At 39.3% G+C, this 16,997-nt stretch carries 19 protein-coding genes; 9 read left to right on the top strand and 10 right to left on the bottom strand.

What is annotated here, in order from left to right; all coding sequences use genetic code 11:
• The first annotated feature begins 51 nt into the window (after nt 1–51).
• The 3 genes from ABFX33_RS16970 (at nt 52) to ABFX33_RS16960 (ending at nt 2,227) form a co-directional block, all read left to right on the top strand.
• Nucleotides 52–258, top strand: a complete 207-nt coding sequence (locus tag ABFX33_RS16970; RefSeq protein ID WP_120257306.1) for an RNA-binding S4 domain-containing protein — start codon at nt 52–54, stop codon at nt 256–258.
• A 50-nt stretch (nt 259–308) separates the two neighbouring features.
• Nucleotides 309–1,376, top strand: a complete 1,068-nt coding sequence (gene aroB / locus ABFX33_RS16965; RefSeq protein ID WP_346086971.1) for a 3-dehydroquinate synthase — start codon at nt 309–311, stop codon at nt 1,374–1,376.
• Between the two features lie 137 nt (nt 1,377–1,513).
• Entirely contained in the window at nt 1,514–2,227 is a 714-nt protein-coding gene (locus ABFX33_RS16960; protein WP_346086970.1) for a ThuA domain-containing protein, read from the top strand.
• Between the two features lie 170 nt (nt 2,228–2,397).
• Here the strand turns inward: ABFX33_RS16960 and ABFX33_RS16955 are convergent, their stop codons facing one another.
• A complete protein-coding gene (locus ABFX33_RS16955; RefSeq protein ID WP_346086969.1) occupies nt 2,398–4,284 on the bottom strand; it encodes a TonB-dependent receptor plug domain-containing protein in 1,887 nt (628 codons plus the stop codon).
• Between the two features lie 229 nt (nt 4,285–4,513).
• Nucleotides 4,514–5,461 (bottom strand): zinc dependent phospholipase C family protein, encoded by a 948-nt coding sequence (locus tag ABFX33_RS16950; RefSeq protein ID WP_346086968.1) that lies wholly within the window; start codon nt 5,459–5,461, stop codon nt 4,514–4,516.
• 174 nt (nt 5,462–5,635) lie between these two features.
• Between ABFX33_RS16950 and ABFX33_RS16945 the strand changes: the two genes are divergently transcribed.
• Genes ABFX33_RS16945 through ABFX33_RS16935 form a run of 3 tightly spaced genes read left to right on the top strand, consistent with a single transcriptional unit; the run spans nt 5,636 to nt 8,253 of the window.
• Nucleotides 5,636–6,622 (top strand): glycosyltransferase family protein, encoded by a 987-nt coding sequence (locus tag ABFX33_RS16945; protein WP_346086967.1) that lies wholly within the window; start codon nt 5,636–5,638, stop codon nt 6,620–6,622.
• 7 nt (nt 6,623–6,629) lie between these two features.
• A complete protein-coding gene (gene bamJ / locus ABFX33_RS16940; RefSeq protein ID WP_346086966.1) occupies nt 6,630–7,361 on the top strand; it encodes a BamJ family beta-barrel-assembly machinery protein in 732 nt (243 codons plus the stop codon).
• Nucleotides 7,348–8,253, top strand: a complete 906-nt coding sequence (locus tag ABFX33_RS16935; protein WP_346086965.1) for an aldo/keto reductase — start codon at nt 7,348–7,350, stop codon at nt 8,251–8,253. The genes bamJ and ABFX33_RS16935 overlap by 14 nt, the downstream gene beginning before the upstream one ends.
• A gap of 4 nt (nt 8,254–8,257) precedes the next feature.
• On the opposite strand, the gene kdsB is transcribed toward ABFX33_RS16935, so the two are convergent.
• From kdsB to mazG, 4 genes are all read right to left on the bottom strand, one after another.
• Nucleotides 8,258–9,001 (bottom strand): 3-deoxy-manno-octulosonate cytidylyltransferase, encoded by a 744-nt coding sequence (gene kdsB / locus ABFX33_RS16930; RefSeq protein ID WP_346086964.1) that lies wholly within the window; start codon nt 8,999–9,001, stop codon nt 8,258–8,260.
• Nucleotides 9,002–9,080: 79 nt separating this feature from the next.
• The gene (locus tag ABFX33_RS16925) at nt 9,081–9,698 is read right to left on the bottom strand and encodes a deoxynucleoside kinase (protein ID WP_257091063.1); all 618 of its coding nucleotides are present in this window, start codon (nt 9,696–9,698) and stop codon (nt 9,081–9,083) included.
• A gap of 15 nt (nt 9,699–9,713) precedes the next feature.
• Complete coding sequence (gene trpS, locus ABFX33_RS16920; RefSeq protein WP_120257316.1) at nt 9,714–10,712, bottom strand: tryptophan--tRNA ligase; 999 nt, start codon at nt 10,710–10,712, stop codon at nt 9,714–9,716.
• A 77-nt stretch (nt 10,713–10,789) separates the two neighbouring features.
• A complete protein-coding gene (gene mazG, locus ABFX33_RS16915) occupies nt 10,790–11,602 on the bottom strand; it encodes a nucleoside triphosphate pyrophosphohydrolase (protein WP_346086963.1) in 813 nt (270 codons plus the stop codon).
• A 138-nt stretch (nt 11,603–11,740) separates the two neighbouring features.
• Between mazG and ABFX33_RS16910 the strand changes: the two genes are divergently transcribed.
• The 3 genes from ABFX33_RS16910 to ABFX33_RS16900 all read left to right on the top strand — a co-directional run bounded on the left by ABFX33_RS16910 (nt 11,741) and on the right by ABFX33_RS16900 (nt 13,414).
• Complete coding sequence (locus ABFX33_RS16910; RefSeq protein ID WP_120257318.1) at nt 11,741–12,040, top strand: hypothetical protein; 300 nt, start codon at nt 11,741–11,743, stop codon at nt 12,038–12,040.
• Nucleotides 12,041–12,082: 42 nt separating this feature from the next.
• A complete protein-coding gene (locus ABFX33_RS16905; protein ID WP_346086962.1) occupies nt 12,083–12,607 on the top strand; it encodes a hypothetical protein in 525 nt (174 codons plus the stop codon).
• Nucleotides 12,608–12,724: 117 nt separating this feature from the next.
• Entirely contained in the window at nt 12,725–13,414 is a 690-nt protein-coding gene (locus ABFX33_RS16900) for a hypothetical protein (protein ID WP_259181473.1), read from the top strand.
• 160 nt (nt 13,415–13,574) lie between these two features.
• Here ABFX33_RS16900 and ABFX33_RS16895 read toward each other — a convergent pair whose 3' ends face one another.
• From ABFX33_RS16895 to ABFX33_RS16880, 4 genes are all read right to left on the bottom strand, one after another.
• On the bottom strand, nt 13,575–15,134 hold the full coding sequence (locus tag ABFX33_RS16895) for a sulfatase family protein (RefSeq protein WP_346086961.1): 1,560 nt from the start codon (nt 15,132–15,134) through the stop codon (nt 13,575–13,577).
• Nucleotides 15,135–15,308: 174 nt separating this feature from the next.
• Nucleotides 15,309–15,893 (bottom strand): YdeI/OmpD-associated family protein, encoded by a 585-nt coding sequence (locus ABFX33_RS16890; RefSeq protein ID WP_346086960.1) that lies wholly within the window; start codon nt 15,891–15,893, stop codon nt 15,309–15,311.
• 26 nt (nt 15,894–15,919) lie between these two features.
• Complete coding sequence (locus ABFX33_RS16885; RefSeq protein ID WP_346086959.1) at nt 15,920–16,384, bottom strand: SRPBCC domain-containing protein; 465 nt, start codon at nt 16,382–16,384, stop codon at nt 15,920–15,922.
• A gap of 1 nt (nt 16,385) precedes the next feature.
• Nucleotides 16,386–16,706 carry an ArsR/SmtB family transcription factor gene (locus ABFX33_RS16880; protein ID WP_120257324.1) on the bottom strand — a complete coding sequence of 107 codons (321 nt, stop codon included), beginning with the start codon at nt 16,704–16,706 and terminating at the stop codon, nt 16,386–16,388.
• Between the last annotated feature and the right edge of the window lie 291 nt (nt 16,707–16,997).

The following is a 16,997-nucleotide window of genomic DNA, read 5'->3' as shown; positions in this document are numbered from 1 at the left end:
TAAAACGATGATTATTCTTGTATTCCTCGGTTAAACCACTATTTTTGTGAAATGCAAGAATTTAAAATCGAAGGGGAATATATACAGCTTATTCAGTTACTTAAAGCTTTAAATTGGGTGGAGCATGGTGCTATGGCTCAATGGGTTGTCGCTGAAGGGTACGTGAAGTATAATGGTCAGGTTGATTATCGGAAAAGACTGAAATTGAAGCCTGGTGATGTTGTTGAATTTGATGGGATGGAAGTAAAATTGGTGTAATATTAAACAATATTGGTAAATAGAAAACTTAAACCTTAAAGAATCGTAGAATGGAAGTCATAGAAAGTTTGGGCTATCAAGTATATTTTGATGATACGTTGGCCTCTTTGGAGACGTTTTTAGCGGAACGGAATTATTCAAAAATTATAGTTTTGGTAGACACCAATACCTTAGACAATTGTTTACCATTGTTTCAACAAGCTTTACCTAATTTATCCAACTATGACGTCATAGAGGTAGATCCGGGGGAAGAGAATAAAAATATAGATTTCTGCATCGGAGTGTGGCAGAATATGCTTGATTTTGGAGCTGACCGACACTCGTTGCTGATCAATCTTGGCGGTGGTGTTGTCACTGATATGGGTGGTTTTGCGGCATCCACGTTTAAGCGGGGGATGGACTTTATTCAGATTCCGACAACTTTACTTTCGCAAGTAGATGCTTCTGTCGGTGGAAAGACTGGAATAGATATGGGAAGCGTGAAAAATATAATCGGAACGTTTACACAACCGCAGGCTGTATTTATCTCAAGCCAATTTTTAAAAACATTGGATAGAAGGCAGTTGATCTCCGGATTTGCTGAAGTCATTAAACACGGACTGATCTTTGATCATGCGTATTACGAACGTATTAAATTACTGGATATAACACAGGTAGATAATGAACTGGTTAAACATTCTGTTTCCATAAAGAATCAAGTAGTCCTAGAAGATCCCAAAGAAAAAGGACTTCGTAAAATCCTAAATTTTGGACATACCATAGGTCATGCTATTGAGGGATATTCGCTGTTGAACGATCGCAATCCTTTATTACATGGGGAAGCAATTGCTGTTGGAATGATCTGTGAAGGGTACCTTTCTCATAAACTGAATGGACTTTCTTTGGATGAATTAAATGATCTCATTGCTACTTTCAGAAGATACTTTGAAGATTATACGTTCAGTTCGGCTATCGATACAACGCTATTGGATCTGATGCGAAATGATAAGAAAAATCTATCTAATCAGATCGGCTTTGCACTCCTTGATAAAATAGGTAGCTGTCAGTATGATATTTTCGTTTCTGAGGATGATATTATTGAAAGTCTTGATTTTTACCGTGAGCTAACCGCCGGTTAGAATTTTGGAAAAAGCTGTGTACGGGGAGAGTATACAGCTTTTTCTATTATGATCTAAGGTTTAAATGAACTGCCGAAAATTATGACCTTAGCTCATAAAAAAACCTAAACTAAGTTTTAATAATAACCAACTATATCATGAATAAATTCTTCATTTTTCTGTTTTTCTTTTTTGCGGTGACCATGACCGCCATTGCACAAAAAAGAGTGCTGATTTTTAGTAAAACCCAAGGGTTTAGGCACAGTAGTATCGAAAAAGGTGCTCAGGTGCTGAAACAATTGTTGGACAAGGAAAAGATCACCTCTGATCATTCCGAAGATGCAGGGCTGTTTACGGACCAAGGTTTGAAAAAGTATGATGCGATTATCTTTTTAAGTACTACAGGTAATATTTTGGATGAGACACAACAAGATGCGTTTGTCCGTTATATTCAATCGGGCAAAGGTTTTGTGGGGATCCATGCAGCAACGGATACTGAATTTGACTGGCCATGGTATAATGGTTTGGTTGGGGCTTATTTTGCATCACATCCTGCTGTACAGAATGCTAAAATAGATGTTGTTGATAGAAAACATATCGCTACCAAACATCTTGATCCCGTATGGTGGCATAAGGATGAATGGTACAATTTTAAAGATGTTAAAGAAGGTCTACATGTATTGATGAATTTGGATGAGAAGAGTTATAATGGCGGAAAAATGGGGGATCAACATCCGATTTCCTGGAGCCAAAATTATGATGGAGGAAAGGTTTTTTATACAGGACTGGGGCATACAGAAGAGTCTTATGATGAACCTGCATTCCAAAAACACTTGATTGGCGGGATTTTATCAGTACTTCCGAAAAAATAATGTCATTAGCCCAAAGTTAGGATAATCATCCAAAAGTCTGCGTGCTTTAATGCTAAAGATCCAATAAACGTCTAATACCCCATATTGATCATCATTTATGGGGTATTTTAGCTATAAGAGACAGTATGTATTTTTATTCAGAAGTATCTCTTTGCGACGATTTTAAGTTTTTAGTAACTGAATTTATATCTTGCACCTAGACTAAACCACCTTCCTGGCATTGGTACAGCTGCCGCTTCAATATAGCTCTTGTCAAAAATGTTCTGAATATCAGCAAAAATATTGAGGTTGATAAGCTGATAGGAAGCTCTTACATCTGCAATAAAATAATTTTTGTAACTGATACGTTCGTTGAAACGATTAGCTGTTGTCAGCATCCAATTTTTATGATTCACCGTAAAATTGAGAATAACCTGATGTCTTAAATTTTCAATGGCATACTTAGAGCGGATGCCATCTTCAACTTTGATCGTTGGATTTAGATAGTTGTAACTTATTGTCGTGTAATATCGTGTGGTGGCCATTGGATCATTGAGCTGATAACGAAAAGATCCATTGACTCCATCAACAGTATTTTTTCCAATATTGGAGGGTTTCCATGGAACCACGGTTCCCTCAGCAACAGCGCCCTCGGTTTTTTGCCAGTCTATAAAATCATTTATATTTCGGTGAAAATAGCTCGCCTGAGCAACGATACGGTTGGACAGGTATTTGATACCACCCTCAATCTGATAGGCATTCTCTGATGTTAGCGCTGGATTTCCAATATTGGCCGTCTGATTGGTATAGAGGTCGGTAAATGATGGAATACGCTGGGCAGATCCTGCACTCAGTACAAATTTCCAGCGTTCGGTTATACTATAGCCCAGGTCGAGGCCAGGGAATACCTGCCAGCCAAATTTTGAGTTATAATTTACGTAGGCTCCCGCATTGACCATTAGTTTGGCAATCGCTTCAGTTTTGAATTCCAGATAACCACCATAGTTTTCACGGTTATGGGAGCCGATGGCAGTACTATTGATTCGCTCGAATCGGCTCTCTAGTCCCAAACCAAAAGTTCCGTAATGCTGTTCTAATGCGGCATTTACTTCGGCCCCAAAAACATTGCTATAATGTTTGGATCTACCTTTGCTGTTTTGCCTTCCCAAATACCAATATTCATCTTCATTATATCGGTTACTGAGTCGAGGGCTGATAGAAAAGTCCTTGCTCAATTGATGTTTCGACTGTAGGGATGCGAATGCTGTTTTAACATGTTCATAAGCTTCTTTGTCCGTCGGGGCAGCATAATATCCATTGGCCCCAAACTGATTGTCGATATAGCCAAAGTTTGCTTTTATCTGATTGGATTCATTGGGCTGATAAGTTCCGTCGTAATACAATTTGTTATTATTGGAGGCTGTATTATAACGCTGGCCGTTGGAATCTTCGTGACCAAAATATAAGCCGTGACTGGTGCGTCCGCTGTTGAACTGCGCGCCTAATTGGGCTCCCTTGCCGTAATATCTACCAGAGCTTGCTTGTTCATTGTCTTTAAATGACGATCCACCATAGACCTGTGCACTGATCTGATTGGATTCGATTTTTTTTGTAACAATATTGATCGCACCTGTTAGCGCATTGATACCGAAGATACGGGAGGCTGGGCCTCTGATAATTTCGATACGCTCAATAGATTCTACAGGTACGGGGAGGTTCATATTGTGGTGTGCAGTCTGTGGATCTGTAATTTTAACACCATTTAATAGGATAGCAGTTTGTTCAAATGAGCCACCATCTATACTTACATCAGCCTGTGAACCAAAAGGTCCTCTTTGACGTACATCTACACCGGGTATATTTGTTAGTAGTTCGTTTATCGAACGATTGGGTAGCCGTTGGATGTCTTCTTGTGTCAGTATCTGTACGTTTTTGTTTTGCTTTGAGAAGGGGATCTGGAGTCTGTTCTGATTAATAATGACTTCATTCAATGCTGTCGTATCCCTCATTTGCGCATGGGTAGCACCTACAGTCAAGACGATGGCGAGCTTTGTTAACGCTATTTTTTTATTCAACATGATTTCTTTTAATTATCCTATTTAATCATAAACCGGTAGTCCGTAAAGGGATTCGATATATCCTTGTTACCTGTTTTTGATTTACGCCATTATAGTATTTTGTCTTGTTTGTAAAATCACTAGAGGGCAATTCATAGGTTTTATGCCGCAAAACTAGTTCAGTTGATTAAGAAAGTAAATAGTCCGGTACTAATATTGTGTGTAGTCCGGTCGGTTATCTGCGGTCTATTTACATCCATTCCTCGCGGCCGATAGGCTTTTTACCGTTTGTAGTAATGCTATCCTGCTTATTTTCAATTTTGATGGTGCTAGAAAGATCGGGTTGACCAGACTCAAGCCAGGCTGAGTACCAGTAGGAGGCTACGCGAAGAACTGTTTTACGCATTCTCCGTTCTACCATCCCGTTCAATGCATGATGATAGGCTTTAGCATAACTATCGGAATAAGTCCATAACAATTGATTGTTCCGTTCGATAAATGAGTTCTTTTGAGACGCTTTAAACCCTTTGTTGAGAAGCGATTCAATACGGAGTACAGAATCGACGAGTTGATTGCTTTCGCGAACAATATCCCATGCTTCGTTTAAAGGATCTGCGATATAAATGGCTTTTCCAACAAGTAGGTTATACTTGCCGGCGAACATTTCGGGTAGACGGCTCTCCCAAAAAGCATGAATGCCGATCTGCCCAGTTAATTGGCCATTATAATTTTTGGTCGTATGTAAGGGGACATGGGCATCGGCGATATAATGACCTAAATCTGCTGAATGTTTGACGATTTTATCATAATCCTTGGATTGAAAGGCTTTAACAAGCTTTAGATAGGTAAAGTTAATTTGCCAAGGAATAATTCCGTTTTTAAGTAGTTGTCGTTCCTGGAATTTATCCTTTGCTTGTGACCAATGTATGGGTATTGAGTCGATCTGCCTATCTTCTCGGTAATCTTCAATATCAATAAAGTGCCGTGGCCCCTCAGTACTGTCAATAAAACAACGCTTATCTGGATCTACGGCTTTTTCCGTAATAAGGTCGATATTGGTCTTGTAAAATTTGGCCAATTTTGCAGGGAGTGCAAAGACTGCGTAATGGTTGATTTTTTTATGTGCAAAAAATCCCCATGAGTTAAATGTAAACAGTGCAACAATGGAAAGTATCCAAAGGAGAGGAGACTTTGTCATAGTAAATTGGTTATTAAATAATTGTTAATACTAAATATACGTAAAATAGAAGAAAAACCGTGTTAACGCTATAGATTCATTGTATTAATTTATCTTTTCTTAATATAACTAAACAATAAAATAATATTGATAGTCGTTAAAATTCATTAATTTGCCGACACAAATACAGTCGTTATGAAGATATTGTACGCCGTACAAGGGACTGGCAATGGACATCTGAGTCGTGCCATGGACATTGTTCCCTGTTTGAAAGCTTTGGGAGAAGTGGATGTTTTGGTCAGTGGAATTCAGGCAGATCTCTCCCTACCTTTTGAAGTAAAGTATCGTTTTCATGGTTTAAGCTTTATTTTCGGAAAATCGGGAGGCGTAGACTTATGGAAAACATTTATGAGTTCAACCATTCGTAAATTTACCAACGAGATCAAAAGTCTGCCAATCGAAGGATACGATTTGGTTATCAATGATTTTGAGCCGATTTCAGCATGGGCCTGTCACTCCAAGGACCTGGAATGCATTGGACTAAGTCATCAGATCGGGGCTTTGGATCCCGCAAGTCCTAAACCGGAAGAAAGTGATATGTTGGGCAAGTTTATTATGAAAAATTATGCACCTGCAACACATTCATATGGCTTCCATTTTAAAAGATACGCCAAGAATATTTTTCCTCCAGTTATCCGTAATGCTGTCCGTGATCTTACTGTTACTGACCAAGGGCATTACACCGTTTATTTGCCCGCTTATGATGATGCGCATCTGTTGAAACACTTAATGAAGTTTCCGGACGTGAAATGGGATGTATTCAGCAAGCACAATTCCCGGCCTTTTGAGATGAAAAATGTGACCATAAAACCGATCAATAACCAAGCTTTTATTGAAAGTATGGCTTCTTCCGCCGGAGTTTTATGCGGTGCGGGTTTTGAAACCCCCGCAGAAGCGTTATATTTGAAAAAGAAACTATTGGTTGTCCCGATGAAAAATCAGTATGAACAGCATCTAAATGCGGCATCACTCGAAGAAATGGGGGTGCCAGTGATATCCAGTTTAAAACAGAAAAATATGCTAGCCATTGAGGCTTGGCTCAACAGTAAATCAAGGGTTGAAGTTGATTACCCTAATATAACACAGGAAATTATTGAAGAAATTGTGCAAAAGCACCGTTAAATAAAACATGAAGTACATCGCATTAGCCCTATTGTCTCTGACTACCGTAACTGGATTTGCTCAGCAGAAAAAAAAGACCAGTTCGGTCAAGAAAAAAACAGTGACAACAAAAACAAACGCAGCAAATTTGTTGGTAACCAAAGCGGATTCTGTATCCTATGCATTCGGTATGGATATTGGAAAGTCATTAAAATCTACTGAAGTAGAATATTTAAAAGCTGATGTTATTGCAAAAGCGATTGCTGCCACCTTGAAAAATGAGAAAACCTTATTGGAAGATGGACAAACAAGAGAAGTCATCCAAAAAGCCATTATGGATATACGCGCTGAAAAAGAAGCCGTAAGTCGTGCCCAAGAAGATAAATTCTTCGCTGAAAATGCGAAAATAGCGGGAATGAAAACAACGGCTGAGGGTATTCAATATCTTATTTTGACCCAGACAGAAGGAGCGAAGCCTACTGTGAATGATGAGGTTACTGTGCATTATAAAGGAACATTATTAAACGGTAAACAATTTGATAGCTCGTATGATCGCAATGAGCCATTAAAACTGTCATTGGGACAAGTGATTAAAGGTTGGCAAATTGGTATTCCATTGATGTCCAAAGGGGCTAAGTATAAATTTTTTATACCAAGCAGACTGGCCTATGGTGAAAGAGCTACAGGCGAGATTCCAGCCAATAGTACGTTAGTATTTGAGGTGGAATTGATTGATTTCAATACAAATGGAACAACGTAGATTAGGCGAAAGTGGTCTAATGGTTTCGGAAATTGGTTTGGGTTGTATGTCGTTAAAAAGCAATCAACCCAAACAATCCAAAGATATAATCCAAAAGGCTTTCGATAAGGGAATCACATTTTTTGATACCGCTGATCTCTATGACAAAGGTCAAAATGAGACCGTTGTTGGTGAGAGCGTACAGGCTTTTCGCAAGCAAATTGTTTTGGCTAGTAAAGTCGGTAATCTCTGGTGGGCTGACGGTTCAGGCTGGGACTGGAAAGCGTCGAAAGATTATATCATCAGGACTATTGAAGGATCGTTATCACGATTGAAAACAGATTATATTGATCTTTATCAATTGCATGGTGGTACAATTGATGATCCAATTGACGAAATCATTGAAGCTTTTGAATTGCTGAAGAAACAAGGAAAGATCCGTGCCTACGGGCTATCGTCTATTCGTCCGAATGTCATTAAGGCATTTCTATCAAAATCTTCTATTGCGTCAGTGATGATGCAATATAGTGTTTTGGATAGGAGACCAGAGGAGGAGATCGATGCATTATTGGCTAACAATGGTGCCAGTATGCTGGCACGAGGAGCATTAGCAAAAGGACTTTTGGTGAATAAGCCTGTGGAACCTTATCTTCAATATAGTTCTGGAGAGGTCGCGCATATACTTCGCAATCTGGATAATAGGGCAAAAAAATCAGGAGAAGGTAGGGCGACTGAAGCGCTATCCTATGTGCTATCCAATCCCGCAGTAGCAACAGCTGTAGTAGGTGTGAGCACTAAATTGCAGTTGGATGAATTGCTATCGACAACACAACGGATTAAGCAATTGGATAAATTAGACAAGAAGAAATTACTGGACGGTGTCCGGTCTTTATATTACACCGAACACCGGTAAGTGTCTATTTATTAAAAAATAGTTTTAAAATTTTATTGAGATCTTCTTTCGTATCGACTGCTACAGTTTCATGTGTGGTAACTGCCGTTTGGATTGCGTACCCATTTTCTATCCAACGTAATTGTTCGAGCGCTTCAGCTTCCTCAAGTATAGATACGGGCAATTGCGTCAAAGCTCTTAAAGTACCCACTTGATAGGCATAAATGCCAATATGCTTGTAGAAAGTCTGTTTCTTAAGCCATTGTTCCTGATCAACTCCTCTTAAAAAAGGAATCGTTTGCCTGCTGAAATAAATTGCTTCCCCAAATGTGTTTCGGACAACTTTTGGAATATTCTGATTGAATAATTCCTCTGGAGTCCCGATTTCTTTTACTAAGGTTGCAATTTTTGTTTGCGGATTTTCAAAACAAGTTGCCAAAAGATCTATTTGATCAGGATTGATAAAAGGTTCATCGCCCTGGATATTGATCACAACATCATATGCTCGATCATTGGCAATGACTTCAGCACAACGGTCTGTACCGGACTGATGTGTGTCGGACGTCATGGCTACATTGCCGCCAAAGGAGAGCACTTCTGTTGCTATACGTTGGTCATCGGTCGCGACAATTACTTCGGTCAATTTTTTTGATTTCTTTACCTGCTCATATACCCGTCGGATCATGGTCTGGCCTTCAATATCAACCAAAGGTTTGCCCGGAAATCTGCTTGAAGCATATCGAGCAGGAATAATGCCTAAAAATTTCATGATACTTTGTGAATTTCTATTTAATAAAAAGCCTGTAAAATTATCAATTTACAGGCTTTTATCTATCTGTTATATATTGTTATTCAAATAATCCGAATAATTCGGCTTCTATCTTTTGTATGATTCCACCAAGATCCTCTGGATTAGTTGTGAAATCAAGATTATCTTTATCTAAGATCATTACTTTACCCTCCTTGTAATTGTTGATCCATTTGTCATATTTATCATTCAATTTGGACAAATAATCTAATCGGATGGCCGATTCATAATCACGGCCTCTTTTTTGGATATTATTAACCAAAGTGGGGACAGAAGCTTTTAAGTAGATCAATAGATCCGGAGGTTTAATGTAGTGAATAATACTTTGGAATATGTTGCTATAGTTTTCAAAGTCACGGGCACTCATTAAGCCCATATCATATAAGTTTTCGGCAAAGATATAGGCATCTTCATAGATTGTACGATCCTGAATCATATTAATCTCCGTCTCCTGAAGCTTTACGATATGCCTAAAACGGCTATTTAAGAAGAAGATCTGAAGGTTGAAGGCCCAACGTTTCATGTCTGAATAAAAATCTTCTAGATAGGGATTATTGTCCACGGCCTCAAATTGAGGTTCAAATTTGAAATGACTCGCCAATAATTCCGTTAGCGTCGTTTTTCCAGCACCTATATTTCCTACGATAGCAATATGCATATTCTCTTTCCTTGTTTAATAAAATCTCTTGATACCAATAATCTCACGAACTTCTTTCAGTGTCTTGCGTGCAGACTCACTGGCTTTCTCGGCTCCCAATTTTGCAACTTTCGCAATATAATCATCATCGTTCGATATATCTTCAATACGAAGACGTACATCATTTGTAGCCAATACCATATCTTCTGCCAACTGCTTTTTGAAATCTCCATAACGGATTTCACATTTATTGTAAAGCTCGTCAAAGTGTTGCAATGTATCGGCTGTTGAAACCACTTTCATTAGATCGAATAGATTCTGGATCGCTTCGGGTTTGGGTTGGTTCATTTCAGTTGGACCTGAATCAGAAACCGCACGCATGACTTTTTTACGGATAGCATCAGCAGAATCCGAAAGATAAATGCAATCAGCCTCACCATTGGATTTACCCATTTTACCTTGACCTGCTAACCCTGGTATTTTAACCAATTTGTCCGAGTAGGAGAAAGCAAATGCTTCTTTAAAATAATCTACATTATATAAACGATTAAAGCGATTACCAAATGTCCGTGTCATTTCCAGATGTTGTTCCTGGTCTTTTCCAACAGGTACTTTGGTTCCGTGGTGGATCAGAATGTCGCAAGCCATTAACACAGGGTAGGTTAGCAAGCCAGCGTTGACATTGTCGGGGTTGCTGCGTACTTTATCTTTAAATGCTGTCGCTCGCTCAAGTTCGCCTAAGTAAGCGTTCATGTTCATATACAAGTAAAGCTCAGCAACTTCGGGGACGTCAGACTGAACGTAAATAGTTGATTTTTCGGGGTCAATACCCGCAGCTAGATATTCAACGATAACTTGACGTACAGTGCCCTGAAGACCATGTGGTGTAGGGTGTGTCGTCAAAGAATGCAGATCCGCAATAAAAAAAAAGCAATTATATTCATTTTGCATTTTCACAAAATTGCTCAATGCGCCATAGTAATTCCCTAAATGTAATTTTCCGGTACTTCTGATACCACTAACAACTGTTTCCATATTCCTGCGAATTTACGGATAAATTTGACAAAGTAGAATTAAATTCCTTGACTCCGGTGCCTTTTAATGGATTGTTGTTATTTTTTTATTTTTTTTGCTTCATTCCAATAAACATCCATTTCTTCAAGGCTCATATCCTGCAATTGTTGCTTGTTTTCCGTAGCCTTTTGCTCCAAATAGGTGAACCTGGTGATGAATTTCTTGTTGGTGCGTTCCAGGGCATTTTCTGGATTGATACCAATATGCCTTGCATAATTTATGAGCGAAAATAATAGGTCGCCAAATTCAGCCTCTGCTTTTTCACGGTCGATGGCTTCGGTGGTTTCGATATTGAATTCTGTTTTAAATTCGGCAAGTTCTTCTTCGACTTTTTCCCATACTTGTCTTTTGTCTTCCCAGTCAAAACCAACACCTCTGACTTTATCTTGGATACGGTAGGCTTTGACCAGAGCCGGTAGTCCTTTTGGAACACCTGCAAGGACGGATTTATTGCCCTCCTGAAGCTTGATGGCTTCCCAGTTGGATTTCACTTGATCTTCCGTGCTTGCACTCGCATCAGCATAGATATGGGGATGGCGGGTAATTAGCTTGTCACAGATTGCATTCAGGACATCAACGATATTAAAATGCCCTTCTTCTTCCGCGATACGGGCATAGAATAAGAGGTGCATCAGAACGTCACCAAGCTCCTTTTTTATTTCGGGATAATCCTGTTCCAGGATAGCGTCTGTCAGCTCGTATAACTCTTCCATCGTCAGGTGACGCAAAGATTCCATGGTTTGTTTCTTGTCCCAGGGGCATTCAAGCCTTAAGGTGTACAAGACATCGAGTAGACGTTGGAATGCTAGTTGAGGGGTATGCTGATAAGCCGGAGCTGCGAGATTTGCCATATGATATTGAGTTTTCGTCTTACAAAAATAGAAATATGATTTTGAATAAACTATTTGAAATTGAGGAAAACAAAAGGGGGTAAATGGTCGTTTTATAATAAAAAAAGATTATTTAGATCAACTTAAGAAGAATTAGTTATGGAAAGAATGCATGGGTACTCGTCAGCTAGTGTGGCATTGGAGAAGTTAAGCGGCTTGGGATATAAAATAGATTACAACATCGAATTTGATGATTTATTGGCCCATGCAGACCAGTTTAAGATTGATTACCTGTTTCGTTATGAGGGAGCGTCAGATCCCGATGATGAGTCTACTGTATATGGAATAAGCCGAAATTCAGGAGAAAAAGGTGTTTTTGTAGCGGGCAATTTATCACTGATTGAAGGAAAAAAGCGGGATATTCTACTGCAGCTTGAACTAAAAGAAAGAGAACATTAGTAATAAAGCTATCCTAATAGTAGCTTTTAATATAATTAAGGTATGGAAGGAAATAGTTTTACTGAATCTGAAAGACTCAAAGAACTTAAGATATGGGCTTTGCGTCGCGATGGTAAACCTTTGGATGGAGGCTATACCGATCTAAATGGGGATCGTCTGTTGCAGGTATACCGCAATGAAGCGCTCAACTTAATGAAAGCAGGGTTTTATAATAAAGGTACAGGGCTTTTTGAGGCTTACGTCGAGCGACATTATCCGCAGGAACTGGAAAAGCTCATTGGTAAACTGGAAAGGAGTTACGATAGCCTTGAACGATTTAGCCCGGGGCTGGTTGAAGAAGGGTTTTATAATCTCATTTTAGGAGATCTCCCACTATATATGAAAGGAACAATAGTAGTACTACTCCGTGCGAAGGAATCAGAGTTTCCTTCTATTTACAACAATGATCAAGACGCGGATATGCGTAGTTCCCCAAATTGGTTGTTACAGCAGCCTTATAATGATGTTTGGGTAGATATGCATCAGACTGCGTTGAACAATATCCACTATCCGGATCGGATACTCTAGTTTGGCAAAATTTTTGTTATTAACAAACACGACAAGAGGATAATGATTTTCAGTATCCTCTTTTTTGACGCTAAATTTATTGTTGAATTATTAACCATTTTCTAAATTAGAATTAATATGATTTTATACATCGGTATTTTTGCTGTGATCGTAGTTGTCTGTGTTTTTATCTCTCTTATGATGATGAAAAAGCAAAAAGAGACAGCTCGGAAGTATGAAGGAGATGCAGGGATTGCTTTGGCTCCGGGTATCAAAGATGAACTGTTGCTTCAAGAGTTTCAAGAATTAACCAAACAAATGAATGGAGCTCCAATCGAGGCGTTCACACAATGTGCCTACATTGCTACAGTTGGTGATAAGGTGGCTTCGGCGGCAGCGACGGCAGCTAAAACTGTAGCTTGGGCCGCAGTAGGTGTAAAAGCGAGATATAGCGAACGTGACAACGCCTCCTATCTTGTGCTCAGCAACAATGAACTGCATTATGTCTTTTTTGACGATGGTGAAGCCAAAGATCATTTGGTTTTTGACCATGAATCTCTATTGAATGCGCGCCCCGCTCAAATCAGTAATTCGGAAAAGGTCACCCGTATGGGATCCATTATGGGATTAAAGCCTAAAAAAATGCATCTTGATATCAATGGAAATGGCCTTGACATCATCTATTATGGTGCTGTGCAACGAATGCCTGATGGTATCATATCTCCCGGTTCTGGTATGTTTGAAACACAGTCGAAGCTTCAGCTGATGGGACGTTTTTTTCTGAACAGGTTGTATCAAAAATACCCACAGCTTCAGGAGCAAAACTAGTTAGACTAACGGTGAGGATACTTCTTTATTGTACCTATAATATTAAAAAGTGCGGCGCCATCTATCTTTATGGCGCCGCACTTTTTAATCGGCTACTCCAATAGTCGATTCTTCAGGTAATCAATAAAAAAATAATGAACGGTGTTGGTTCATGACCTTGTTATTTTTTGACTAAACTTTCATTGATCAACTGTTGCTGGAAAAAAGGACGGTTTACATCACTGTCTCCAGCTTCGGCTTTAAGTTTAATGAGTTTCTTTTTTAATCGACTAATTTCTTTTGTGTATTGCTTGTCATTGATCGCATTATGCGTTTCCATAGGATCATTTTGAAGGTCGTAGAATTCCCAAGCTGGTGCTGTAGTTTTTTTATCACTGCCGGTCATTTCCAGTGGTTGGCCATAAAAATAGATGAGCTTGTAGCGTTCGTCACGTACACCAAGATGAGCCGGGCGGATAGGAGCATGTTGCCAATATCGGTAGTACATAGATTTACGCCAATTGTTTGGCGTGTCACCCGCTAGGTTTTTACGAAAACTCTCTCCCTGTATATACGCAGGTTTTTTTATGCCGGCATAGTCTGCAAAAAGCGCTGCAAAGTCAATATTAAGGATCATATCATTAATTTTACTACCTGCCTTAATTTCCCTTGGGTAGCGGATAACAAATGGCATTCGTAGCGATTCTTCATACATCAGGCGTTTGTCCATAAAATTATGTTCCCCAAGAAAATAACCTTGATCGGACGCAAGGATAATCACCGTATTTTCGTCAATTTTAGCTGTTTTCAGATAGCGCATAATTTTTCCGAGATTATCATCGACACCTGCGACACAACGTAAATAATCCTTCATAAGTTTTTGATAGATTTTTTTGCGGGCGTCGAGGGCACTCATGCCTTTGGTGGAGAAGGGGAGATCGGGGTAGGAGGTCCAGAAGGGGCCTGTGGATGCTTGTTCGTAACGGTTGCCGAGCTCTTCGAGCGGCTGGCCTTCAAAAGATCGTCCGGTTGTCGTTGCACCAGAATCCAGAAAAGTTGCAGGATAGGGGAATTCAATACCCTGATACAAGTCCTTGAATCTATCTGCGAAGTCAAAAGGCTCATGCGTTGCTTTGTAATGGCACATCAAAAAGAATGGCTTGTCAGGGCTGCGCTGGGACAACCAGTCTAGGCTCAGCTGTGTTGTAATATCATCTACATAACCTTTGTATGGCGTGCCAGCCTCTTCATTGTCATTCCAGTTGTCTTTGGAAAGATATGTTGGATTGTGGTAAACACCATGTCCCGGCAATACTTTAAAATCATCAAATCCTGAAGGTTTCTTTTTAAGATGCCATTTCCCGAAAACAGCCGTTTGATAGCCCGCATGCTGTAGGTCTTTGGCGATATTCGCTCTGTTTGGATCCAGTGCATCATCGAGCGTGTAAACTTGGTTTTTGTTACTATATTGCCCTGTAAGAATGGCTGCCCGGCTGGGGGTGCAGATGGAATTTGTACAGAATGCGTTATTGAGTATCGCACCTTGTTTGGCAAGGCTATCAATGTTTGGATTCTTTACAATATCTTTTAAAATTCCGCCATAAACACCCCAAGCTTGCGCAGTGAAGTCGTCAGTCAGGATAAAGATAATGTTTGGGCGAGTTTTGTTGTCGATTTTCTGCTGGGCTTGTGTTATAAATGGTAGTAAGCCACAGATAAACAAAAATAGTTTTTTATTCATGTATATTCTCCTTGTTTGTGCTATGTAATTCCGCGTAGTGCATCAACAGAACAGATACTGGTTTAGGCTCTGTTTCATGTTGTATAACAAAGCTACCAAATTCCAGTCATATTCATGCTGTGACTGCCAAAAGTCCAGGTTGCGTCTGCATTGACTCCAGCTTTTTCCATTCTCTTAGTCATCTATGCCTTTCCCATCCAGAATATGCTGATAATATTTTTCAATCCTTGCTTCACGTGTTTTTGCCTGTTTTGCCTGGTTGAAATAAAATAGATATCCTTTTTGACGACCGGGAGTTAGCGATAGAAATGCATGTTGCAATTCCTTATCCCCATTTAAGGCTTTCGTGAATTCTTCGGGAACGGGGTAGTCTTCCGTTTTTCGCATGTTGACTTTAGCACCGGACTTTTCAATTGCTACAGCCTCCTGGATATAATTTGCGATTGTCTCTCTGAGGTTTGCAATTTGTCCGATATGTGTAAATCTGAGCTGTCTGCCTGATTGGACGTTTTCAGTCTGTTGAATTAATAATTGCGCCGTATCCTTCAATAGGACGCCTTTGTGAAATAATAAGGCACAGTAATCTTTAAAACCGTGGATCAAGACAACATTTTTTCCTTCAAAGGTATAACATGGGTGCATCCATTTGTAATCCTCTACGAGCGATTGGTTTTCTAGGACAATTTCCCGTAGTAAATTGAATTCTTCGTTCCATCTTTTGGTATTCTCGAAGAACTGTTCTGCTTTTAGGTTTATCATTCTATTTTGGTTTAGATAATGGAGGGTTAGATAAGTTTGGTTGCGATTTCCTGAAGCCTGTTATGTGCGATATTGATGCCTTGAGCAAAGGGCATTTGAAGAAGCTGATCGCGGGAGCTCACAGATTGAAATACAATATGCATGAGAAGTTTGCTGCTATTGTCGGTTATTTTTTCGAAGCTCAGATATTCCAATTGCACTGGGAAGGGGCTGTCTTCCATTTCGAATGTTCGTGTGATTTTCTCATTGGGAATAAATTCGTGTATCGTTCCGTTCGCTTTAAATACAACACGATTGTCATGGGAGGTTTCGAAGGCATAAGAGCCATGCTTTCTATTTTCCCATTTTAAAACCTTGGTTCCCATCCATTGTTCAAAGATTTCAGGTTGTTCATATGCTTTGAATAAGAGGGTTAGTGGTAAGTCAAATTCTCTGGTGATCAAAATCTCCTGTTTACCCTCTTCGGCATGGATTTTTGTTTTCTTTTCCATCTTATTTGTCTTTATAGTTTTTCATAATTTCTTCCAATTTGTTAAATCGCACATCCCACATGTCGCGGAACGGTTCAATAAAATCAGCTATTTCTTTCAATTTTGATGGATTGAGCTGATAGTAAATTTCACGGCCATTTTGCTCGGATTTTAGTAGCTCACATTCGCTTAGAATCTGCAGGTGCTTAGAAACCGTTGGCCTTGCGGTATTAAAGTTTGCGGCAATAGCCCCTGCAGTCATCGCTTGTGAAGCCAGAAGAAGAAGTATAGCTCTTCTGGTTGGATCCGCAATAGCTTGAAAAACATCTCGTCTTAAATTCATTGTGAAGTTATTTGACTACAAATTTATATGTTGCCGTTTAACTACGCAAGTGTTTTTTGTATTTTTTCGAAATTCGCTGTACTTCAAGAAAAGATGATCTGGTTAAACTGACCAATGTCTAGTCTGTTTTTAAGATTAAAAAGAGACTAGCAGCTATAAATATCATATATGTGTATACAATTAATTTTTTACATAATGCCCATAGAATAGCTAATAAGAAGCGAGATTGATTTGAATTTATCTTGTTAACAACTGCTTTTTACATTAATGTACTTGTTTTTAGCTCTATAC

The organism is Sphingobacterium ginsenosidimutans, from assembly GCF_039536865.1.
In the GTDB taxonomy this organism is placed as follows: domain Bacteria; phylum Bacteroidota; class Bacteroidia; order Sphingobacteriales; family Sphingobacteriaceae; genus Sphingobacterium; species Sphingobacterium detergens.
This window is presented reverse-complemented; position numbering and strand designations above follow the sequence as displayed.